This window comes from Micromonospora sp. IBSANI012, assembly GCF_052814045.1.
Map to the genome: position 1 here is coordinate 406,354 of NZ_CP199933.1, position 20,893 is coordinate 427,246.

At 73.1% G+C, this 20,893-nt stretch carries 20 protein-coding genes; 16 read left to right on the plus strand and 4 right to left on the minus strand.

The features are described 5' to 3' along the window. Nucleotides 1-3 precede the first annotated feature (3 nt). Nucleotides 4-900, minus strand: coding sequence for an ABC transporter ATP-binding protein (locus ACTWM8_RS02020; protein WP_446212299.1), 897 nt, complete (start codon nt 898-900; stop codon nt 4-6). Between the two features lie 98 nt (nt 901-998). Further along, nucleotides 999-3,119, minus strand: coding sequence for a HelD family protein (locus tag ACTWM8_RS02025; protein WP_446212300.1), 2,121 nt, complete (start codon nt 3,117-3,119; stop codon nt 999-1,001). Nucleotides 3,120-3,566: 447 nt separating this feature from the next. Between ACTWM8_RS02025 and ACTWM8_RS02030 the strand changes: the two genes are divergently transcribed. Genes ACTWM8_RS02030 through ACTWM8_RS02040 form a run of 3 tightly spaced genes read left to right on the plus strand, consistent with a single transcriptional unit; the run spans nt 3,567 to nt 6,379 of the window. Next, nucleotides 3,567-4,160 (plus strand): ArsR/SmtB family transcription factor, encoded by a 594-nt coding sequence (locus ACTWM8_RS02030; protein WP_446212301.1) that lies wholly within the window; start codon nt 3,567-3,569, stop codon nt 4,158-4,160. Nucleotides 4,161-4,192: 32 nt separating this feature from the next. Further along, nucleotides 4,193-5,494, plus strand: a complete 1,302-nt coding sequence (locus ACTWM8_RS02035; RefSeq protein WP_446212302.1) for an MFS transporter — start codon at nt 4,193-4,195, stop codon at nt 5,492-5,494. Nucleotides 5,495-5,527: 33 nt separating this feature from the next. Then, a complete protein-coding gene (locus tag ACTWM8_RS02040) occupies nt 5,528-6,379 on the plus strand; it encodes a menaquinone biosynthetic enzyme MqnA/MqnD family protein (protein ID WP_446212303.1) in 852 nt (283 codons plus the stop codon). 94 nt (nt 6,380-6,473) lie between these two features. On the opposite strand, the gene ACTWM8_RS02045 is transcribed toward ACTWM8_RS02040, so the two are convergent. Next, entirely contained in the window at nt 6,474-7,412 is a 939-nt protein-coding gene (locus ACTWM8_RS02045; protein WP_446212304.1) for a hypothetical protein, read from the minus strand. Next, nucleotides 7,412-8,401: a hypothetical protein gene (locus ACTWM8_RS02050; protein ID WP_446212305.1), complete on the minus strand. Its 990-nt coding sequence runs from the start codon at nt 8,399-8,401 to the stop codon at nt 7,412-7,414. The genes ACTWM8_RS02045 and ACTWM8_RS02050 overlap by 1 nt, the downstream gene beginning before the upstream one ends. A gap of 369 nt (nt 8,402-8,770) precedes the next feature. Between ACTWM8_RS02050 and paaA the strand changes: the two genes are divergently transcribed. The 13 genes from paaA (at nt 8,771) to ACTWM8_RS02115 (ending at nt 20,881) form a co-directional block, all read left to right on the plus strand. Further along, a complete protein-coding gene (gene paaA / locus ACTWM8_RS02055) occupies nt 8,771-9,838 on the plus strand; it encodes a 1,2-phenylacetyl-CoA epoxidase subunit PaaA (protein WP_446212306.1) in 1,068 nt (355 codons plus the stop codon). Beyond that, complete coding sequence (paaB, locus tag ACTWM8_RS02060) at nt 9,835-10,122, plus strand: 1,2-phenylacetyl-CoA epoxidase subunit PaaB (RefSeq protein WP_088959289.1); 288 nt, start codon at nt 9,835-9,837, stop codon at nt 10,120-10,122. The genes paaA and paaB overlap by 4 nt, the downstream gene beginning before the upstream one ends. Beyond that, complete coding sequence (gene paaC / locus ACTWM8_RS02065; protein WP_446212307.1) at nt 10,119-10,844, plus strand: 1,2-phenylacetyl-CoA epoxidase subunit PaaC; 726 nt, start codon at nt 10,119-10,121, stop codon at nt 10,842-10,844. Before paaB ends, paaC begins: the two co-directional genes overlap by 4 nt. Continuing rightward, nucleotides 10,841-11,317 (plus strand): 1,2-phenylacetyl-CoA epoxidase subunit PaaD, encoded by a 477-nt coding sequence (paaD, locus tag ACTWM8_RS02070; protein WP_238447717.1) that lies wholly within the window; start codon nt 10,841-10,843, stop codon nt 11,315-11,317. The genes paaC and paaD overlap by 4 nt, the downstream gene beginning before the upstream one ends. Continuing rightward, a complete protein-coding gene (gene paaE / locus ACTWM8_RS02075; RefSeq protein WP_446212308.1) occupies nt 11,314-12,423 on the plus strand; it encodes a 1,2-phenylacetyl-CoA epoxidase subunit PaaE in 1,110 nt (369 codons plus the stop codon). The genes paaD and paaE overlap by 4 nt, the downstream gene beginning before the upstream one ends. A 76-nt stretch (nt 12,424-12,499) precedes the next feature. Beyond that, entirely contained in the window at nt 12,500-13,426 is a 927-nt protein-coding gene (locus ACTWM8_RS02080; RefSeq protein WP_446212309.1) for a hypothetical protein, read from the plus strand. A gap of 96 nt (nt 13,427-13,522) precedes the next feature. After that, nucleotides 13,523-14,713: a cyclic dehypoxanthinyl futalosine synthase gene (gene mqnC / locus ACTWM8_RS02085; protein ID WP_377609752.1), complete on the plus strand. Its 1,191-nt coding sequence runs from the start codon at nt 13,523-13,525 to the stop codon at nt 14,711-14,713. A gap of 143 nt (nt 14,714-14,856) precedes the next feature. Then, nucleotides 14,857-16,050, plus strand: coding sequence for an LPXTG cell wall anchor domain-containing protein (locus ACTWM8_RS02090; protein ID WP_446212310.1), 1,194 nt, complete (start codon nt 14,857-14,859; stop codon nt 16,048-16,050). 551 nt (nt 16,051-16,601) lie between these two features. Continuing rightward, nucleotides 16,602-17,837 (plus strand): LPXTG cell wall anchor domain-containing protein, encoded by a 1,236-nt coding sequence (locus tag ACTWM8_RS02095; RefSeq protein WP_446212311.1) that lies wholly within the window; start codon nt 16,602-16,604, stop codon nt 17,835-17,837. Between the two features lie 174 nt (nt 17,838-18,011). Next, on the plus strand, nt 18,012-18,659 hold the full coding sequence (locus tag ACTWM8_RS02100; protein ID WP_446214440.1) for a demethylmenaquinone methyltransferase: 648 nt from the start codon (nt 18,012-18,014) through the stop codon (nt 18,657-18,659). An 86-nt stretch (nt 18,660-18,745) separates the two neighbouring features. After that, entirely contained in the window at nt 18,746-18,970 is a 225-nt protein-coding gene (locus ACTWM8_RS02105; RefSeq protein ID WP_238447722.1) for a hypothetical protein, read from the plus strand. 134 nt (nt 18,971-19,104) lie between these two features. Next, nucleotides 19,105-20,382, plus strand: a complete 1,278-nt coding sequence (locus ACTWM8_RS02110; RefSeq protein WP_280840671.1) for a geranylgeranyl reductase family protein — start codon at nt 19,105-19,107, stop codon at nt 20,380-20,382. Between the two features lie 133 nt (nt 20,383-20,515). Continuing rightward, nucleotides 20,516-20,881 (plus strand): NADH-quinone oxidoreductase subunit A, encoded by a 366-nt coding sequence (locus tag ACTWM8_RS02115; protein WP_088959279.1) that lies wholly within the window; start codon nt 20,516-20,518, stop codon nt 20,879-20,881. The last annotated feature ends 12 nt before the right edge of the window (nt 20,882-20,893 follow it).

Consider the following 20,893-nt stretch of genomic DNA (forward strand, 5'->3'; position numbering starts at 1 on the left):
CTCTCAGACCGTGGTGGGTTGGGCGGGGGTCGACCCGTCGTCGGCGGTGATGGCCAGGAACGCCTCCTCCAGCGAGGTGGGGCGCACCTCCAGGTCGCGGAAGGCCACCCCGGCGGTGACCAGGTCGCGCACCAGCTGGTCGGCGTCCGTGGTGAGCAGGTGGGTACGCCCGTCGGTGTGGGTGGTGCCGACCACGCCGGGCAGCGCGGGCAACGCGTCGGCGACCAGGCTGACCCGCCGTACGCCGACGATGCCGCGGACCGCCGCCACCGTGTCGTCGGCGAGCACCCGACCCCGGCCCATCACCACCACCCGGTGTGCCAGCGCCTCCACCTCCTCCAGGTAGTGGCTGCTCAGCAGCACCGTCCCGCCGTCGGCGTGGAAGGCGCGGATCGCCTCCCAGAGGGTGTGCCGCGCCTCGACGTCCAGCCCGGTGGTCGGCTCGTCGAGCACCACCAGCCGGGGCCGGCCGAGGAAGGCCAGCGCGACGGCGAGCCGCCGGCGCTGGCCGCCGGAGAGGCCGCCGGTCTGCCGTTTCACCTGCGCGGTGAGGCCGAAGCGGTCGAGCAGTTCGGCCTTGGGCACCGGGTCGGGGAAGTGCGCGGCGACGAAGTCGACCACCTCGCCGACGCGCAGCGTGCCGGGCAGGCCCGTCTCCTGCGGGGTGACCCCGAGGTGCCGGCGGGACGCCGGGTCGCGGGGATCGCCGCCGAAGAGTTCCACCCGGCCGGCGGTGGGACGGCGCAGCCCGACCAGCAGGTTGATCAGGGTGCTCTTGCCGGCGCCGTTCGGCCCGAGCAGGCCGACCAGTTCGCCGGCGCGTACCTCCAGGTCGAGCCGGTCGAGGGCGAGCACGTCGCCGTACCGGCGGGTGGCCTGCTCGGCGCGGGCCAGGATCATCGGGGCTCCTCGGGGTTGCGGAACCGAATGGACCTACCGACTCCGGTTGTACCCCTCGGGCGCCAGCCCCGCCGCCCCGTGCGCCCGCGCCGGCCCGCTCAGCCGGCCGGGTCCGTCAGCGGGGCGGGCAGCGGCGCGGTGTGCAGCACGGCCAACCGGGACACCGCCCGGGTCAGCACCACGTAGAGGAGGTGCAGGCCACGCGGTTCGGCGGCGACGATCGCGGCCGGCTCGACGACCACGACGTGGTCGTACTCCAGGCCCTTGACCAGCGTCGCGGGGACGACGGTGACCCGCTCCGCGGTCTCGACGTCGTCGGCGGTGGCGGTCGGGACACCGGCGGCGGCCAGCGCCGCGCGGAGCCGGTCCACCGCGTCGTCGGCGGCGATCACGCCGACGGAACCGTCGTGCGCGAGCGCCGCCCGCACCTCGGCCACGGTCGCCGCGTCCAGGTCGGTCACGGTACGCACGTCCAGCGCGCCGTCGCGGCGCAGCGACCGCGCCGGGGGTACGTCGACGGCGAGCGCGGGCAGCAGCCGGTTGGCGAACGCGACCACCGCCGCCGGTACCCGGAACCCGACGCTCAGCGGCACCACGACCGCGTCCGGCTTGCCCAGGTGGGTCAGGGACTCCCGCCAGTCGGTGGCCGCCCACGGGGCGGTGCCCTGGGCCAGGTCGCCGAGAAGGGTGATCGAGCCGTGCTCGCTGCGCCGGGCGATGGCCCGGCACTGCATGGGGGAGAGGTCCTGCGCCTCGTCGACCACCACGTGCCCGAAGCCGCCGGGCCGTTCGATCAGCCCGGCGGCCTCGTCGATCAGCACCGCGTCGGCGGCGGTCCACTTCGTCGTCCTCGGGGTGCGCCCGAGCTTCGTCCCGGTCCGCGCGGCGTTGCCGGTGCCGCCGAGCAGCGCCTGCTCCTCCGCCGTGAGCAGCCCGTCGGCGGCGGCGGCGAGCACCTGCGGGTCGCCGAGCAGCGTGTGCACCAGCCCCTCCGGGGTGAGCGCCGGCCAGACCGCGCCCAGGAAGGCGGTGACCGGCCGGGCCTTGGCCATCCGGCGCAGCCAGGCGTCGCTGGGTGACTCGGCCCGGCGCGCCTCGGCCTGGCGTTGCAGCAGCCCCACCACCCGGGCCCGGACGCGATCGCGGCCGGTGGCGTACGGCAGGCCCTCCCGGCGGGTCTCCTCGACCACGCGGTGCAGCGGGTCGAGGCCGATCCGCCAGCGGAACGAGCCGTCGGACACCATGATCGGCTCGGTCGGCGCGCCGATGTGGGCGTCGACGGCCCGGCGCAGCACCTCGGCCATCCGGACGTCGTGTTTCAGCGTGGCCACGGCGGGGTGGTCGATCGCGCCCACCGGCACCCGAGTGACCAGGTCCTCGACCGTGGCCTGCTCGACCTCGACCTCGCCGAGCGCCGGCAGCACCGCCGCGATGTACGACAGGAACGCCCGGTTCGGCCCGACGATCAGCACTCCCGAGCGGCGCAGCCGTTCCCGGTGCAGGTAGAGCAGGTACGCGGCCCGGTGCAGCCCGACGGCCGTCTTGCCGGTGCCCGGCGCGCCCTGCACGCAGATCGAGTCGGCCAGGTCGGCCCGGACCAGTTCGTCCTGCTCGGGCTGGATGGTGGCGACGATGTCGCGCATCGGGCCGACGCGCGGGCGCTCGATCTCGGCGGTGAGGATCCGACTGGCCGTGCCCAGTTCCTCGCCCCGGTCGAGGCGTTCGTCCTCGAAGCTGGTCAGCGCGCCGCCGCTGAACCCGAACCGCCGCCGCACGGCGACGCCCTGCGGGTCCCGGGCGCTGGCCCGGTAGAACGACCGGGAGACCGGGGCCCGCCAGTCCAGCACCAGCGGCTCGCCCCGGTCGTCGGTGACGTGCCGCCGGCCGACGTGGTAATCGCGGCCGGCATGGTCAGGATCCGTGTGGCCGAAGTCGAGCCGGCCGAAGAAGAGCGGGGTGGTCGGGTCGTCGGCCAGCTCCTTGACCCGCCGGGCCATGTGCCGGCCGAGCTGCTCGGCGGTGTAGGCGTCCCCGGCGACCTTGTCGCCGGTGGCGAAGAGGGCCTCGGCGCGTTCGCGCATCCGGCGCAGCGCGGCGCGGGAGGTGTCCAGGTGGGCCCGCTCGGCGGCGAGCTGGGCGTCCAGGGTGTCGGCCGGGTCGGTGTCGGCGGCTGTGGTGGGCCGGACGGGGTCGGTGGTGGGCGTGGCGGCACGGGTCATCCGAGGCGACCTTCCGGTGGCGTTCGTGTGATCGGTTGACCTGGGCCGCCCGGCGCTCCGTCAGACGCGGTACCGGCTGTGCCCGGTGAGGAAGAGGCGCGCGGTTCGCGCGCGGCGCTCCACGTTACGCCTCACCGTCGGCGGCGGCCACGCATTTACGCCGCCCGGCCTACTGACCCCACCTGGCCGGCCTCGGGACGACACCGCCCGGCGTGGGCCGGGGACGGTGCCGTGGGTGCCTGCGCGGTGCTACGAATCTGATGTCGCAGACGATTCACCAGCGCGGCGCGGGTGCGGGCGGTGGTCACGCGGGGCCCGGTTGAGTCGTTCGCGTCATCAGATTCGTAGCGTGCCGCCCGGGTGACGGCAGGCCCGGCTTTGGACGGCCGGCCATGCCGGACGGACCGGCGCTGGTCCCGCCGGGCGGTGGGGCGGGATCATGGGGGGATGACGGAGGCGCGGCCCGAGCAGCGCCGGATGACGATCAGCGACCCGCAGGTGATGCGGGCGCTGGCCCATCCGGCCCGAATCGCGATCATGGAACACCTGAACAGCCGGGAGGGCGGCGCGACCGCCACCGAGTGCGCCGAGGTCGTCGGCATGTCGCCGAGCGCGACCAGCTACCACCTGCGGGCGCTGGCGAAGTCCGGCCTGGTGGAGCAGGCGCCCAGCCGGGGCGACGCGCGGGAGCGGGTCTGGCGCACCTTCAGCCACAACTGGATGGTCGACGCGGGTCAGGGCGCCGGCCCGGAGGCCCGCGCCGCCGAGCAGGCACTGGTGGAGGCGCACGCCGCCCGGGACGCCGAGCGCACCCGGGACTGGTTGCGGCGCGCCGGGGACGAGCCCCCCGAGTGGTACGGCGTCGCGCTGTTCAGCGATTCGCTGCTGCTGCTCACCGCCGCCGAGCTGGCCGAGCTGAACGAGGCCGTGCTCGCCCTGTTCGCGCCGTACCGGCAGGTGAAGCGGCGGGCCGACCCGCCGGCCGGGGCGCGCTCGGTGGCGATTCAGTACAAGGCGGTGCCGCTGGCGAAAGGGGGTTGAGTCGATCAGGTGTGAAGGATTATTTTCGAAGTATGTCCTTCGCATCTGACGGTTCCCGGTGGTCCGACGTCTGGCTGGCCGCCACCGCGCGCGGCACCACCATCTGCGGCGACTTCCTCGCCGCCACCGCGCTCGCGCTCGCCCTCCAGGCCGCCGGCGCCAGCGGGCTCGCCGTCTCCGGGCTGCTGCTGGCCGCCACGCTGCCGCTGGTGGTGCTCGCCCCGCTCGCCGGGCGGCTCGCCGACCGGGTGGACAGCCGCCGGCTGCTGGTCAGCGTCGGGCTGGTGCAGGCCGGGCTCTGCGCCCTGCTCGCCTTCGCCGAGCAGCCGATCCTGGTCATCGGGCTGGTCGCGCTGCTCGCCTGCGGGCTCGCGGTCACCCAGCCCTGCCTGGCCGCGCTGCTGCCGGCGATGGTGCATCCCGACGACCTGCCCCGGGCCAGCGCGGTCAACCAGACCGCCGTCTCCCTCGGCGCGCTCGCCGGCCCGGTGCTCGCCGGGCTGCTGGTCGGGCAGTTCGGCACCCGCGTACCGCTGCTGCTGGACGCCGCCAGCTACCTCGCGCTGGTGGTCGCCGGCCTGCTGCTGCGTACCCGCCGGGGTGGCCGGCGGACCGCGACCGCCACGGCCGCGACCACCACCGGACCGGCGCCGGCCTGGCGGCTGCGCCGGGACCCGCTGCTGCTGGCCATGGTCGTCACCACGGCCGCGGTGATCGCCGCGATCGGCGGCATCAACGTGATCGAGGTGTTCTTCATCCGCGACACGCTGGACAGCTCGGCCACCATCTACGGGCTGGTCGGCGCGGCCTGGATGGCCGGCATGCTGCCGGGCAGCTGGCTCGCCGCGCGGCTGGCCCGCCGGCTCACCGACGACGGCGCCCTGGTGTACGGGGTGCTGGCCACCCTCGGCGGCTGCAGCCTGATGGTGGTCCTCGCCTCGGCCGTGCCGGCGGCCGGACTGCTGGTCCCGCTCTGGCTGGTGGGCGGCGCGGCGAACGGCGGGGAGAACGTCTTCGCCACCGTGCTGACCGCCCGGCGGGCCCCCGAGGCGCTGCGCGCCCGGGCCTACGCCACCTACGGCGCGGCCGTCCAGGGCGGTTCGATGGCCGGGTACCTGGCCGGCGGCGCGCTGCTGGCGGTGCTGCCGCCGCGCCCGTTGATCGCGGTGGCCGGGGCCGCCGGCCTGCTGGTCGTGCTCGCGTTCGTGCCCGTGGTCGTCCGCGCGGTCCGGCGGGCGGGATCGGCCGTCGGCCCGGTCGCGCCGGCAGCGGCGGCCGAGCCCGGTGGACGGGCGGTGGATGCGGAGTTGGCCACTCCGGTGCCGGGCCGCTGAGCAGGCCGAGGAGCACGGGGCTACGGTCGGGTCATGGTTGAACGCGTGGCACGCCCCCGGGTCGGGCACATCCAGTTCCTGAACTGCCTGCCCATCTACTGGGGGCTGATGCGCTCCGGCGCGCTGCTCGACGTCGACCTGCACAAGGACTCGCCGGACCGGCTGAGCGCCGCGCTGGTCGCCGGTGACCTGGACATCGGGCCGATCTCGCAGGTGGAGTACCTGCGGCACGCCGACGAGTTGCTGCTCCTGCCCGACCTCGCGGTCGGCAGCGACGGGCCGGTGCTCTCGGTCAACGTGGTCTCCACGAAGCCGCTCACCGAGCTGGACGGCGGCCGGGTCGCGCTCGGCTCCACCTCGCGTACCGGGGTGCTCCTCGCCCAGCTCCTGCTCGGCGAGCGGTACGGCGTCCGCCCCGAATACTTCCGCTGCCCGCCGGACCTGACCCAGATGCTGCTGGAGGCCGACGCGGGCGTGCTCATCGGCGACGTGGCGCTGCGCGCGCTCTACGAGGCCCCGCGCCGGGGGCTGGAGGTCACCGACCTCGGGCAGGCCTGGCGGGAGTGGACCGGACTGCCGATGGTCTTCGCCGTCTGGGCGGTACGCCGCGACTTCGCCGCCGCCCACCCGGGCATGGTCAAGGAGGTGCACGAGGCGTTCCTGCGCTCCCGTGACCTGTGCCTGGCCGAGCTGGACCAGGTGGCCGAGGCGGCCGCCCGCTGGGAGCCCTTCGACGCGGCGACCCTCGCCACGTACTTCCGTACCCTCGACTTCTCCCTCGGTGAGCGGCAGGTGGCCGGGCTGCGCGAGTTCGCCCGGCGGGCCGCGGCGATCGGCGAGGCTCCGGCGCTGCCGGACGGCGGTCCCGAATTCTTCGCCGGCTGACCGCGCCGACGGGCTGATCGACACCAGAACGACGATGTGGCGGTGCCCCGGGTGAGGGGACACCGCCACATCGGCGAGACGGCGGGCAACGGGCTCAGGTGCCCGACCGGAGCACCGCCTCAGTGATCTTCTGGCAGTTCTTCATGCCGTACTCGTAGCCCATGCCGATCGGGTAGCGGACCATCACGCCCATCGTCCAGTTGTCGCCGATGGCCAGGCAGTTGATGTGGATCTCCTGCTCGCGGGTCCGGTCGACCCAGCCGTTCTTGATGGCGATGGTCTTCTGCTCGGCGGCCGGGAACGCCTTGCGGATGCCGAAGTCGCCCGCGCCACGGACCTGGCGCATCTCGTTGAGCAGCCAGTTGGTCCACTTCGGGCCCGCCGCCCGACCGTCCTTGATGCACGCTCCCAGCCGGGCGGTGTCCCGGGGGGAGAGGTTCGTCCGACTCCAGCCGCCGTCGGCGGCCGGGCTGCTGTCGGTGGTCTTGCAGATGGAGACCATCCGCTTGATCGAGGGGGACCGCCCGACGCTGTTGTAGAACTTCTCGGCGAGGGTGTTGTCACTGTCCCGGATGATCCGGGTGGCCTCGGCGAGCTTGGCCCCGCTCGGCTGCTGGCCGGCGTCGTCGGCCCGGCGCAGGTAGTCGGCGACGATCCAGGACTTGATCAGCGACGCGGTGGTGCTGGTCTCGTCCATGTTCTCCGAGCCGATGATCTTCCCGGTCCGGGTGTCCAGCACGCTCCAGGCGTACCAGCCCTTGAGGTCGAGGTCGATCTGCTCGTCCGCGAACGGCAGCGGCTCCAGCGACGGCGTCGGGGACGGGGTCGGCTTCGGGCGGTTGCTGCGGTCGGTGGGCTCGCCGGTGGAGCGGTCCGGGGTCGCCTCGCCCCAGTGCGAGGCGGCGGCCGACTGCAGCGGTGAGCCGGGCAGCAGCCGCAGCGACACCAGTACCAGGCCGATCAGGATGGCGGCGACGGCGGCCAGTGTCAGCGGCGTGGCGTTCCGCCGGCCCCCACGGCGGCTGCCGGCCATCAGAGCTTCCCGACCGGCTGCTGCGGCACCTTCAGCGCCGCACCGGGCTGCGGCGTGACCAGCTGGGTCGCGACGCTGGCGCAGACCTTCGCGCCGTACTCCGGATTCTTCGGATTGTTGCCCTGCGGGTAGCGCAGCATCACCGCGAGGCTCCACTTGTCGGTGACCGCGAGGCAGCTGACGTGCCAGTTGCCGTCGTAGTTGAGGGGGGTCCAGCCGTTCTTGATGGCGACCGGGCCCTGCTCCTTGATCTCGGCGGGCAGGCCGTCGACGATGCCCCACTTGCCGCCGCCGGACCTGGCCTGCTGCACCTTGACGCTGCCGCGGACCTGGGCCATCTCGTTGAGCACCCACTTGGTCCACTTGCGGCCGGCCGCCTTGCCGTCGGCGATGCAGTCGCCGAGCTTGACGGCGTCGCGGGGGGACATCCGGGTGAAGCTCCACCAGCCCTCGTAACCGGGCACGTTGCCGCGTCTGGTGTCGGTGAGGCCGCAGATGCTGATCGCCCGCTTGACCACCGGGCCGGGCTGCCCGCCCGCCGGCACCTTGTACGAGCCGCCGGCGGCCTTGTAGACCCGGTTCGCCGCGTCGTCGTTGCTGTCCCGGATCGCGAGGCTCGCGTCCTTCTTCAGCGCGGCCGAGGGCTCCTTGTCGCCGAGCTGGCGCAGGTAGTCGGAGACGATCCAGGCCTTGAGCATCGACTCGGTCGAGCTGGTCGAGGCCATGTTCTTGGAACCGGCGACCGTGCCGGTCTGCCGGTCCATCAGGGCCCAGCCGAAGAACTCGCCCTTGAAGTTCACCGAGACCGGGCCGGCGGCCAGCGTCGGCGGCGGGGGCGGGGTGGGCGTCGGGGCGGGGACCTGCTCCGCCGCGCCGCCACCGATGCCGCCGGCGTCGCCGGCCAGCTTCGCGTACGCGGTGGGCACCAGCAGGCCGGCGCCGAGCAGGACCGCCAGGACGGCGAGCACCATGGTCACGCGGGATCGCATGAGTGGGTGAGCTCCAGATGTCAGGGCCGGGGGGACCGGCTGTTTCCGCATGGGTCGGCTCGACCGCTGAGGCCGGGGGACGGCCGTCGTCGTGGGGGCGATCGTCAGCAGCCGATCGGTGGTGACCGGGGGAAGTCTACGTCCGGACCGGCGACTCGCCAGAACTCGACGCACGGCAACTTGCCGTGAACCCGGGATAAACAGCAGGTATGCCGCCCTTGGGGGGATTCATCTTCGGCAAGTGATGCATGTCACAGCGTAGAGCCGGTGCAGGTGTCCACCCAGAGCGGCTGTCCGGTGACGCAAAGGCTTCTCGCAATCCTGTTACACCCTCTGGTGTCATCGGGGATGAGCTGTAACACTTGGACCATGTATGGCAACGACTTCGCCGCCGAGGGGGACGCTCCCGGTGGTGACCTGCTCGGTCAGGTCGAGGCGGCCGAGGCGGCGCTGCGCGAGGCGGCGGCGCGCGGTCGGCGCGGCGCCCCGGAGCCCGGTGCGGACCTGGCGGCCTACTTCGCCGAGGTCATCGACGCGGACCAGAAGATCGAGCCGCGCGACTGGATGCCCGAGGCGTACCGCCGGACGCTGATCCGGCAGATCGCCCAGCACGCGCACTCCGAGATCATCGGCATGCAGCCCGAGGGGAACTGGATCAGCCGGGCCCCCTCGCTCAAGCGCAAGGCGATCCTGCTGGCCAAGGTGCAGGACGAGGCCGGCCACGGGCTCTACCTCTACGCGGCGGCCGAGACCCTCGGCATCAGTCGGGACGAACTGGTCGAGATGCTGCTCAACGGGCGGCAGAAGTACAGCTCGATCTTCAACTACCCGACGTTGAACTGGGCCGACGTCGGCGCCATCGGCTGGCTGGTGGACGGCGCCGCGATCGTCAACCAGGTGCCGCTGTGCCGCTGCTCGTACGGCCCGTACGCCCGGGCGATGATCCGGGTCTGCAAGGAGGAGTCGTTCCACCAGCGGCAGGGCTACGAGATCCTGCACACGCTGGCGCACGGCACCCCCGCGCAGAAGGCGATGGCCCAGGACGCCGTCGACCGCTGGTGGTACCCGTCACTGGCGATGTTCGGCCCGCCGGACGGCGACTCGACCCACTCCGCGCAGTCGATGGCCTGGAAGATCAAGCGCTTCTCCAACGACGAGCTGCGCCAGCGCTTCGTCGACATGTGCGTGCAGCAGGCCGAGATCCTCGGCCTCACCCTGCCCGACCCCGACCTGCGCTGGAACGACGAGCGCCAGGCCTACGACTACACCCAGCCGGACTACGACGAGCTGATGCGGGTGATCAAGGGCGAGGGCCCGTGCAACCGGCAGCGGATGGAACACCGCCGCCGCGCCCACACCGAGGGCGCCTGGGTACGTGAGGCCGCAACGGCGTACGCCGCCAAGCGGGCGCAGCAGAGGGAGAAGGTGGCCGCATGAGCAAGGAATCCTCGCCGCTGTGGGAGGTGTTCGTCCGGGCCCGGCGCGGGCTGTCGCACACCCACGTCGGCAGCCTGCACGCCCCCGACGCCGAGCTGGCCCTGCGCAACGCCCGCGACCTCTACACCCGCCGCCAGGAGGGGGTGTCGATCTGGGTGGTGCCGGCGAGCGCCATCACCGCGTCCAGCCCGGACGAGAAGGACGCCTTCTTCGACCCGGCGGCCGACAAGGTCTACCGCCACCCCACCTTCTACGAGGTGCCGGACGGGGTGGCGCACCTGTGAACGGCCCCTTCGACTTCACCCTCGCGCTCGCCGACGACGCGCTGGTCGCGGCGCAGCGGCTCGGCGAGTGGGCCACCCGCGCGCCGGAGATGGAGGAGGACATCGCGCTGGCCAACATCGCCCTCGACCAGCTCGGCGCGGCCCGCCTGCTGCTGTCGTACGCGGGCGAGCTGGAGGGCGCCGGCCGGGACGAGGACGCGCTGGCGTACCTGCGCGACGACCGCGAGTTCCGCAACTGTCTGCTGGTGGAGCTGCCCAACGGCGACTTCGCGGTGACCATGGTGAAGCTGCTGCTGCTCTCGGCGTACCAGCTGCCGCTCTACACCGCGCTGGCCGGGTGCGCCGACGAGCGGCTGGCCGCGATCGGCGCCAAGGCGCGCAAGGAGTCCGCCTACCACCTGGACCACAGCTCGCTGTGGGTGAAGCGGCTCGGCGACGGCACCGAGGAGTCGCACCGCCGGGCCCAGGCCGCGCTGGACCAGGTCTGGCCGTACCACCACGAGCTGTTCACGGCGGATCCGGCGGCGCCGGTCGACCCGGCCACCCTGCGGGCCGACTTCGACGCCACCGTGTCCGCCGTGCTCGACGAGGCGACGCTGACCCGCCCGGAGACCGGCTGGGCGCCGGCCGGCGGGCGCGCCGGCGTACACACCGAGCACCTGTCGTACCTGCTCGCCGAGATGCAGGTGCTGCACCGCGCGCACCCCGGAGCCCGGTGGTGACTGACCCCAGGGCGGCCGTGGCGGCGGTGGTGGACCCGGAGATCCGGGTCATCACCATCGACGAGCTCGGCATCCTGCGGGCGGTCGACGAGGACCCGGCCACCGGCCGGGTCGTCGTGACCATCACCCCCACCTACACCGGCTGCCCGGCGATGGACGTGATCCGCGCGGACATCCGCCGGGCGCTGGCCGCCACCGGTCACCCGGACGCCGAGGTGCGCACGGTCTACAGCCCGGCCTGGAGCACCGACTGGATCTCCGACAGCGGGCGGGCCAAGCTGGCCGCCGCCGGCATCGCCCCGCCCGCCCCGGCCCGGACCGCGACCGTGGTGCCGCTGACCCTGGCCGTCCGCTGCCCGCGCTGCGGCTCCCCGGAGACCGAGCAGGTCAGCCGCTTCGGCTCCACCGCGTGCAAGGCACTCTGGCGCTGCCGCTCCTGCTCCGAACCCTTCGACCACCTGAAGGCGCTGTGACTGTCACCATCACCCGACCCGTCCGCCGCCGGCCGGCCTTCCACCCGCTGGCCGTCGCCGCCATCGACCGGCTCACCGACGACGCCGTGGCGATCACCTTCGCCGTGCCCGAGGAGCTGCGGGAGACCTTCGCGTTCTCCGCCGGCCAGCACCTCACCGTGCGCCGCGAGGGCGCGGACGGCGCGGACGTGCGGCGGTCGTACTCGATCTGCTCGACCCCGGACGAGCTGGCCCGGCACGGCCGATTGCGGATCGGCGTGCGGGAGATCCCCGGCGGCGCGTTCTCCGCGTTCGCCTGCGGGGCGCTGCGCGGCGGCGACACCATCGAGGTGCTGCCCCCGCTGGGGCACTTCACCACGGCGTTCGCGCCGGAGCGGGTCCGGCACTACGGCGCGGTCGTCGCCGGTTCCGGCATCACCCCGGTGCTCTCGCTGGTCGCGACCGCCCTGGCCGTCGAGCCGGCCAGCACGTTCACCCTGGTGTACGGCAACCGCACGGCCAACACGGTGATGTTCGCCGAGGAGCTGGCCGACCTGAAGGACCGCTACCCGACCCGGCTGCACCTGGTGCACGTGCTCTCCCGCGAGCAGGGCGAGTCGCCGCTGCTGTCGGGGCGGATCGACGCCGAGCGGCTGGGCCGGCTGCTGGAGACCATCGTGCCGGGCGACGCCATCGAGGAGTGGTTCCTCTGCGGCCCGTTCGGCATGGTGGTGGCCGCCCGGGAGCTGCTGACCGGGCGCGGCCTGCCCGAGTCGGCGGTGCACACCGAGCTGTTCCACGTCGACGCCCCGCCGGAGCCGGTGCGCCGCCCCGGCGACGAACCCGGCGCCGGGGCGGAGGTGACGATCCTGCTCGACGGCCGGTCGTCGAGCTTCACGATGGGACGCGACGAGCGGGTGCTGGACGCGGCGCTCAAGGTCCGCGGCGAGCTGCCGTACGCCTGCAAGGGCGGCGTCTGCTCCACCTGCAAGGCGAAGGTCGTCGACGGGGCGGTGACGATGGCCCGCAACTACGCCCTGGAGCCCGACGAGGTGGCCGCCGGGTACGTCCTGACCTGCCAGTCCAGCCCGACCACCGACCGGCTCACGGTCGACTACGACGCCTGACGCCTGCCGGTTGCCGCCGGATAAACAATCGATGACGGTAACTGGGTTGGGCCGGCCTCGCGTGCCATGATGGGCCATGGCCCGCCCGCCCGGATCGACCGTCGCCGCGGTGGCCCTGATCGCCGGCTCGGCCGCGCTGGTGGCCTTCCTGCTCCGGCAGGGCCTGGACCGGGCGAACCTCTGGGCCGGGGTGCTCGCGCTGCTGCTGACGATCGCCGGCGCGCAGGCGCGGGCCTGGAGCGGCTGGATGTCCCCTCGGCCGCCGGATGGTGGCCGGCGGCTGCCGACCGTGACCGGTGGGCCGGCCGGCGGCCCGGACGGGCCGGCGGGCGGCCCGGACGGGCCGGCGGGCGGCCCGGACGGGCCGGCTCGCGACCCGGACGGGCCGGCGGGCGATAGTGACCGGTCCGACGGTGGGCCGTCCCGGGACATCGCAGGTCGGGTCGCGAGGCTTTTCGGTGCCGGCCCGTGGTCGTACCGCACCGTGGCGGCGGTGGTGGTCGCCACCGTGCTGGCCGTGCTCGTCGTGGTCAACCTGCCGACCGGTACCGGGCCGCCCGAGGCCCGTCCGACGGGTGCCGGGCCGCCCGAGGCCCCTCCGACGGGTACCGGGCCGGTCGCGCCCACCGGCTGGGTCCAGGTGGGTGGCGGCGAGCGGCTCGCCCTCGCCGACGGGCAGAGCTTCGACCTGGCTCGCGGGGTCGCGGGCGGCGAGCTCGCGCCCGGCGCCGACCTTCTGCTCACCCAGCGGGCCGACCGGCTGGGCGTCCGCGAGCCCGGCGAGCTGGCCGTCGTGGGCCCCGGCGCCGACCACGAGGTGCGGCGGTGCCTGGAGGCCGACAGCTGGGACGGGACGATCGACGGCGTGCACGAGCTGACGGCCGGGACGGACCTCTGCGTACGGACCGCGGACGGCCGCTGCGCGATGCTCACCGTCGAGAGCCCGCCGGACGTCGTGACGCGCGTCCTCACCTTCCGTTACACGCTGTGGGAACGCCGGTGAGCCCAGCGTGCCGGCCCGGTCCCCGCTCGTGGGGCGCGGGTCACCGGTGGCGGTGCCCGGTGCGGTGCCGCCGGGGGCCGACGTAGGCTCGGAGGCGTGACGGTGAGCCGGGAGATCGACGACATCCTGCAGCGCGGTGCGGACGGCGGGCGGATCACGCCCGAGGAGGCCCTGCTGCTCTACACCGAGGCGCCCTTCCACGCGCTGGGCGAGGCGGCGGACGCGGTACGCCGCCGGCGCTACCCGGACAACATCGTCACCTACCTGATCGACCGCAACATCAACTACACCAACGTCTGCGTGACGGCGTGCAAGTTCTGCGCGTTCTACCGGGCCCCCAAGCACAAGGAGGGCTGGACCCACCCGACCGAGGAGATCCTGCGCCGGTGCGGCGAGGCGGTCGAGCTGGGCGCCACCCAGGTGATGCTCCAGGGCGGCCACCACCCGGACTACGGCGTCGAGTACTACGAGGAGCTCTTCTCCTCGGTCAAGAAGGCGTACCCGCAGCTCGCCATCCACTCGATCGGGCCGAGCGAGATCCTGCACATGGCCAAGGTCTCCGGCGTGAGCCTGGACGAGGCCATCGCCCGGATCAAGGCGGCCGGGCTGGACTCGATCGCCGGCGCCGGCGCCGAGATGCTGCCCGACCGGCCGCGCAAGGCCATCGCCCCGCTCAAGGAGTCCGGCGCGCGCTGGCTGGAGGTCATGGAGCTGGCCCACCGCCAGGGCATCGAGTCGACCGCGACGATGATGATGGGCACCGGCGAGACCAACGCCGAGCGGATCGAGCACCTGCGGATGATCCGCGACGTGCAGGACCGCACCCAGGGCTTCCGGGCGTTCATCCCGTGGACGTACCAGCCGGAGAACAACCACCTCAAGGGCCGCACCCAGGCGACCACGCTGGAGTACCTGCGGCTGGTCGCGGTGGCCCGGCTCTTCTTCGAGACCGTGCCGCACCTGCAGGCGTCCTGGCTGACCACCGGCAAGGACGTCGGCCAGCTCTCGCTGCACATGGGCGTGGACGACCTGGGCTCGATCATGCTGGAGGAGAACGTCATCTCCTCGGCCGGCGCGCGGCACCGCTCCAACCTGCACGAGCTGATCGCCATGATCCGCTCGGCCGGCCGGATCCCCGCGCAGCGGGACACCCTCTACCACCGCCTCGCGGTGCACCACACCCCGGCCGACGACCCGACCGACGAGCGGGTGGTCTCGCACTTCTCCTCGATCGCCATGCCCGGCGGCGGCGCCGGTAAGTCGCTGCCGCTGGTCGACGCCCGCTGACGGGCGGCGACCGGAGCCGACACCACGGGGACGGATCGGCGGCGGTCGGAATGATGACCGGACGGCGCACGGGACAGCGCGGCGGATGATGCGCCGCTAGCCTGCGGCGTACCTGTCGTCTTTCCCACGGGGGGAAGCCTTCCATGATCTTCCGTAACCGCCCGTTGGCGCGGCTGGGCGCCGTCGCGCTGCTCGCCTCCGGCGCGTTCACCGTCCTCGGCACCCCGGCGTACGCCGACAATTCGGCCACCGACCTGTCGCTGGACGTCGCGGGCACCCGCGTCGCGGCGGACACCCAGGGCAAGGCCGCCTTCGTCAAGCTCTCCAACAAGGGTGAGAACACTCCGACCGACGTCGTGCTCGCCGTCGACGTGTCCAAGCTGGACTCCGCCAAGGTGGACGTCGTACCCCTGCTCGAACAGTGCGAGGAGGCCACGATCGACGGGCGGCGCACGTGGCTGTGCGCGCTGACCGAGCGGGAGATCCCGATTCCGGGTGCGACCGTCGAGCTGCCGGCGCTCGTGTTCAAGGACACCGACGCGATGACGGGCGACTACTCGGCGCCAGTCACGTTCCAGATCCAGTCGGAGAACGACACCGACCCCGCGAACAACTCCCGGACCACCCAGGTGGAGTTCACCACCGAGAACGGCGTCGACCTGCTGGTGCTGGCGCCGGACGTCCGTACCCAGGTCTTCTGGCGGGCCAACGGCGAGCCGGACGTGAAGAAGCCGACCCTGAACCCCGGCGACGAGACCACCGTCTTCGCGTACATCGTCAACCAGGGCGACATGATCGCCGACGGGGTCGACCTGAAGATGTCCCTGCCCAAGGGCGTCACCTTCAGCAAGGACCTGAAGGAGTGCGAGTACACCGCCGACCGGCGTACCGCCGACTGCGAGAGTGGCGTCACCCGGCTCAAGCCGGGCGGCGACCTGTACGGCTACTTCCCGGTGAAGGTGGCGGCCGACGTCGCCGCTCCGGTCAGCCTGACCGACGGCTCCGTCGAGGTCAGCTCGCGGGGCGCCCTGCCGGCCACCGAGCGGAGCCTGACCAACACCCCCAGCCAGCTGCCCTCGTTCCTCACCACGACCGCACCGGTCGGGCTGGCGGAGGACGTGGACCCGAGCGACAACAGCGACAACTTCGCCGTGATCGTGGTCGCTCCGGCCGGCGGTGAGGGTGGCGGCGGTGGCCTGCCGGTGACCGGTCCGCAGGCCGGCCTGATCGGTGGCGTCGGTGCGGTGGTGCTGGCCGCCGGTGGCGCGATGTTCGTGCTGGCGCGGCGTCGGCGGGTGGTCCTGGTGACCCCGGGCGACGAGAAGCCGACCGTCTGACCGGCGGGAGTGGATCGACCGGCCGCGACGAGGCCGGTGGACGCGGGGTGGGACGGGTCGCCGTCCCACCCCGCGCCGCGTCCCGGGTCCTTCCACCGCGACCGACCGGAAGTCGGGCCCGCGGGGGTCGGACGGGCATTCCTGGCGGCCGTTCGGACGACGGTTGGCGGATGAGATCCGGTGCAAGGCCGGTGATCCGGACAATCGCCTGGTGGCGGCTGGGGCACAGCTCGGAAACGATCGGCGCGCTGGGATGGCGGGGCCCCGCCGGCGACGGCTAACGTGCGGCCGACGCACCTGCTCTTCCTCGGGATTCCGGGCGGCGGGAAGCGGGCAGCCCGGGGGCACGTCCTCCATCGGCCCATGAGGGCCGTTCACATATAACGCACGGCAGTGGGGGCGGGATGGGCGACCATCCCGCCCCCACTGTCTGGTCCGGACGGGCACCGATGGCCGCGAATCGCGCGGCGGCGCTGGCGTACGCCCATCGATCTCCGATACGGTCCGCTCGGTCCGCAACCCATTCCACTGTCCCTAACCCCGGGGGATCGATGACACTGTTCCACCGCTCGGCCCTGGCGCGCGCCGGTGCCGTCGCCCTGCTCGCCGCCGGTGGTCTCGCCACCGTCGCCGCCCCGGCGCACGCCGCCGACCAGGCGGACCTCGAGCTGATCCCGATCAGCAAGGAGTTGGCCAAGGGCGTCAAGGAGGCCAAGGCCAAGCCGTTCAAGTTCCAGGTCGACAACACGCGCGGCGCCGTCGACGCCAAGGACGTCGCGGTCACCGTCGAGACCAAGGGCCTCAAGGCCGGCAAGGTCGGCGTGGTCGTCCCGGACGGCTGCGAGGTCGAGGACACCCGCTTCACCTGCCTGCTCGGCGACCTGACCGCCGGCACCACTGAGGACTTCGGCATCCCGCTCTTCTCCACGGGCGGCCGCGGTGACGCCGGCACGCTGACGGTCACCATCAGCGCGGCCACCGCCGACCCCGACCTGGAGAACAACACCGTCGAGCACGACATCACCGTCGCCCGACCCGGCTACGACCTCACCACCTGGGTGCAGGACGTGTACGCCGACGTGACGGTCGACGGCGACGAGGCCGGCGAGTCCGGCCTCAAGCCGGTCAAGCCCGGCGACACCGCCCCGCTGGACTGGGCGATCTACAACGACGGCAGCCGGAAGGCGACCGGCGTCGCGTACGGCATCACGCTGCCGGCCGGGGTCACCTTCGCCGAGGTGCCCGAGGGCTGTGTCGAGCAGGAGCTGGGCGGGCTCGCCCAGGCGTACTGCGAGGACGCCGGCGCGGTGCTGCGGCCGGGCCAGTTCTACACCTCCGACGTACGGGTGAAGGTCGGCGCGGACGTCACCGAGAAGGTGCTCCGGCCGGGCTTCGTCTTCGCCGCCGGTCTCGACGCCGCCCAGGGGCAGCCCGAGGAGGAGCCGCAGGTCGCCAGCCTCGGCCAGCGCCGGGCGTTCACCGACACCGACGACCTGGACAACACCGCCCAGTTCGACGTCTTCGTCGACCTGAGCACCGGGCCGTCGCCGAGCCCGAGCCCGACCGGCCAGCCCACCGCCACGCCGAGCGGCCAGCCGACCGCGACCCCGACCTCGGGCGGCGGCAACGGTGGCGGTGACGGCGGCCTGCCGGTGACCGGCGTGCAGGTCGGCCTGATCGGTGGCATCGGCGGCGCCGTGCTGCTCGCGGGCGGGGCACTGCTGGTGCTCTCCCGCCGGCGCAAGGTGGTGCTGGTGACCCCGGGCGACGAGAAGTCCGAGGACTGATCCGAGGAGACGACGCGAGGGCGGGATGGGCGACCATCCCGCCCTTTCGCGTACCCGCCGGCCGGCCGACCCAGCGGCCGCCGGGCGGAGCCGGGCTGGCAGAGTGGAGGGGTGAGCCGTACCCCGCAGGGCCAGCGCGCCAGCCTGGACAAGCAGCCGCACGAGGTCGCCGCGATGTTCGACGGCGTGGCGGCCCGCTACGACCTGACCAACACCGTCCTCTCCTTCGGGCAGGACCGGTCCTGGCGGCGGGCCACCCGGGCCGCGCTCGACCTGCGGCCGGGGGAGCGGGTGCTGGACGTGGGCGCGGGCACCGGGGTCTCGACCGAGGAGCTGGCCCAGTCCGGGGCGTACGCGATCGGCGCCGACCTGTCGCTGGGGATGCTGCACGCCGGCAAGCGGACCCGACCGCAGGTGCCGCTGCTGGCCGGCGACGCGCTGAAGCTGCCCTTCACCGACGCCAGCTTCGACGCGGTGACCATCTCCTTCGCGCTGCGCAACGTCAACGACACCGACGCGGCGCTGCGCGAGCTGGCCCGGGTGACGAAGCCGGGTGGCCGCCTGGTGGTCTGCGAGTTCAGCACCCCGGTCAACCCCGCCTTCCGCACGGTCTACCTGTCGTACCTGATGCGGTCGCTGCCGGCGGTGGCGCGCGCGGTGTCCAGCAATCCCGACGCGTACGTCTACCTGGCGGAGTCGATCCGGGCCTGGCCGGACCAGGCGGCGCTGGCCGCCCGGGTCGGCGCGGCCGGCTGGGGGCGGGTGGCCTGGCGCAACCTGACCGGCGGCGTGGTGGCGCTGCACCGGGCGATTCGCGACTGACGGCGCCGGGCCGGGGCGATCCGGTCAGACCGCTTTCTTTCGTGAATATCCGTCTTTGGTCTACTTTGCCCCGTAGGCTCGCCCCCATGACGGGACCAGAGCAGGTGGGTGAGGCCACCGACGACGACGCCGCCGAACTCATCGCCCAGCTCAAGGAGCTGGCCGGCGCGGATCCCGCGGACGTCCGTCAGGTCGTCGCCGAGGTGCTCGCCGCGCTGGACCGCGCCGCCGGCGGGGCGCTGCGCGAGCACCTGCCCGAGACGATCCGGGTCGACGCCGGCCTGGACACCGCCGCGCCGGCCCGCCCCTGACCTCGGCATGGACGCCGAACGGCGGATTTCCGGCGAGTTAGGTACCCCTCATCCGGCGGTGGTGTAACGCCGGTCATAGACTCCAACCCGATCGGCTTGTGAAGCATTTCACGAGCATGCGGGAGGAGGCGCAGATGACCGCGGTGGAGAACGACGCCGACGTGATCGTCGTGGGCGCCGGTCCCGGAGGATCGGCGACCGCGTACCACCTGGCGCGGCACGGCGTGCGTGTGCTGCTGCTGGAGAAGACCGAGTTCCCTCGGGAGAAGGTCTGCGGCGACGGGCTCACCCCGCGCGCCGTACGGCAGCTCGTCCGGATGGGTGTGGACACCTCACCCGAGGCGGGTTGGCTGCACAACAAGGGCCTGCGGGTGATCGGCGGCGGGGTACGCCTCGAACTGGACTGGCCCGACCTGGCCAGCTTCCCCAACTACGGGCTGGTCCGCACCCGGCTGGACTTCGACGACCTGCTCGCCCAGCGCGCGGTCGCCGCCGGCGCCAAGCTGCGCACCAGCGTGAACGTGGTCGGTCCGGTGCTCGGCGCCGACGACCGGGTGATCGGCGTGCAGGCCGAGGTCGGCCCGGAGAAGGAGCCGGCCACCTTCCACGCGCCGCTGGTGGTCGCCGCCGACGGCGTCTCCGGCCGCTTCCCGCTCGCCCTCGGGCTGGCCAAGCGCGAGGACCGGCCGATCGGCGTGGCCGTCCGGCGCTACTACCGCTCGCCGGCCAAGCACGACGACAACTACCTGGAGTCCTGGCTGGAGCTGCGCAGCAAGGACAGCGGCGACAACCTGCTGCCCGGCTACGGCTGGATCTTCGGCCTCGGCGACGGCCGGGTCAACGTCGGCCTGGGCGTGCTCAACTCCTCCTCGGCCTTCGGCAAGACCAACTACCGCCGGCTGCTCACCGACTGGCTGGCCAACACCCCCGAGGACTGGGGGATGACCGACGAGACGAACGCCGAGGGCCCGATCCTCGGCGCGGCGCTGCCGATGGGCTTCAACCGGGTTCCGCACTACACCCGGGGCGTGCTGCTGGTCGGCGACTCCGGCGGCATGGTCAACCCGTTCAACGGCGAGGGCATCGCGTACGCGATGGAGTCCGGCGAACTGGCCGCCGAGGTGATGGTGCAGGCGCTGGCCCGGCCCGCCGGCCCGGAGCGGGAGCGCGCGCTGGCGGCGTACCCGACGGAGCTGAAGGCGCGGTTCGGCGGCTACTACCGGCTCGGCGGGATCTTCGTGAAGCTGATCGGCCGTCCGGAGATCATGCGCATGGCCACCAAACACGGCATGCCGCACCCGACGCTGATGCGCTTCGTGCTGAAGCTGCTGGCCAACCTGACCGACCCCCGTGGCGGGGACGCGATGGACCGGGTCATCAACGCGATGACGAAGGCGGCGCCAGCAGTCTGAACGACCACGTCCGGGCCGGTGTCGGCCCGGGCGGGGACAGAGATCGACCCCCGCCGGAGGACCCGGCGAGGGACGTGAATAGTGTGATTTTCGTCAAGCACCAGGGGCAGGGGAAGGACGAGCAGGAGAAAAGATGTCGCTCTCGCCTTACGCACCGATCATCGGGCTGTTCGCCCTCGCCGCGGGGTTCTCGCTGTTCTCCGTGGCCGCCGCCCGCTTCGCCGGTCCCCGGCGCTTCAACAAGGCCAAGCTCGAGGCGTACGAGTGCGGCATCGAGCCGAGCCCGCAGCCGGTCGGCGGCGGTCGGTTCCCGATCAAGTTCTACCTGACGGCGATGCTCTTCATCGTCTTCGACATCGAGATCATCTTCCTCTACCCCTGGGCGGTCTCGTTCGACGCCCTGCCGATCTTCGGCTTCGTGGAGATGGTCATGTTCATCGTCGCGGTCTTCGTCGCATACGCCTACGTGTGGCGGCGCGGCGGCCTGGACTGGGACTGAGGGAGGTACGTC

Excerpts from the sequence above, each read along its gene's own strand:
- ACTWM8_RS02020 (WP_446212299.1), bottom strand. The coding sequence starts at position 900 with ATGATCCTGGCCCGCGCCGAGCAGGCCACCCGCCGGTACGGCGACGTG.
- ACTWM8_RS02025 (WP_446212300.1), bottom strand. The coding sequence starts at position 3,119 with ATGACCCGTGCCGCCACGCCCACCACCGACCCCGTCCGGCCCACCACA.
- ACTWM8_RS02030 (WP_446212301.1), top strand. The coding sequence starts at position 3,567 with ATGACGGAGGCGCGGCCCGAGCAGCGCCGGATGACGATCAGCGACCCG.
- ACTWM8_RS02035 (WP_446212302.1), top strand. The coding sequence starts at position 4,193 with ATGTCCTTCGCATCTGACGGTTCCCGGTGGTCCGACGTCTGGCTGGCC.
- ACTWM8_RS02040 (WP_446212303.1), top strand. The coding sequence starts at position 5,528 with ATGGTTGAACGCGTGGCACGCCCCCGGGTCGGGCACATCCAGTTCCTG.
- ACTWM8_RS02045 (WP_446212304.1), bottom strand. The coding sequence starts at position 7,412 with ATGGCCGGCAGCCGCCGTGGGGGCCGGCGGAACGCCACGCCGCTGACA.
- ACTWM8_RS02050 (WP_446212305.1), bottom strand. The coding sequence starts at position 8,401 with ATGCGATCCCGCGTGACCATGGTGCTCGCCGTCCTGGCGGTCCTGCTC.
- paaA (WP_446212306.1), top strand. The coding sequence starts at position 8,771 with ATGTATGGCAACGACTTCGCCGCCGAGGGGGACGCTCCCGGTGGTGAC.
- paaB (WP_088959289.1), top strand. The coding sequence starts at position 9,835 with ATGAGCAAGGAATCCTCGCCGCTGTGGGAGGTGTTCGTCCGGGCCCGG.
- ACTWM8_RS02080 (WP_446212309.1), top strand. The coding sequence starts at position 12,500 with ATGGCCCGCCCGCCCGGATCGACCGTCGCCGCGGTGGCCCTGATCGCC.
- ACTWM8_RS02090 (WP_446212310.1), top strand. The coding sequence starts at position 14,857 with ATGATCTTCCGTAACCGCCCGTTGGCGCGGCTGGGCGCCGTCGCGCTG.
- ACTWM8_RS02095 (WP_446212311.1), top strand. The coding sequence starts at position 16,602 with ATGACACTGTTCCACCGCTCGGCCCTGGCGCGCGCCGGTGCCGTCGCC.
- ACTWM8_RS02100 (WP_446214440.1), top strand. The coding sequence starts at position 18,012 with ATGTTCGACGGCGTGGCGGCCCGCTACGACCTGACCAACACCGTCCTC.
- ACTWM8_RS02105 (WP_238447722.1), top strand. The coding sequence starts at position 18,746 with ATGACGGGACCAGAGCAGGTGGGTGAGGCCACCGACGACGACGCCGCC.
- ACTWM8_RS02110 (WP_280840671.1), top strand. The coding sequence starts at position 19,105 with ATGACCGCGGTGGAGAACGACGCCGACGTGATCGTCGTGGGCGCCGGT.
- ACTWM8_RS02115 (WP_088959279.1), top strand. The coding sequence starts at position 20,516 with ATGTCGCTCTCGCCTTACGCACCGATCATCGGGCTGTTCGCCCTCGCC.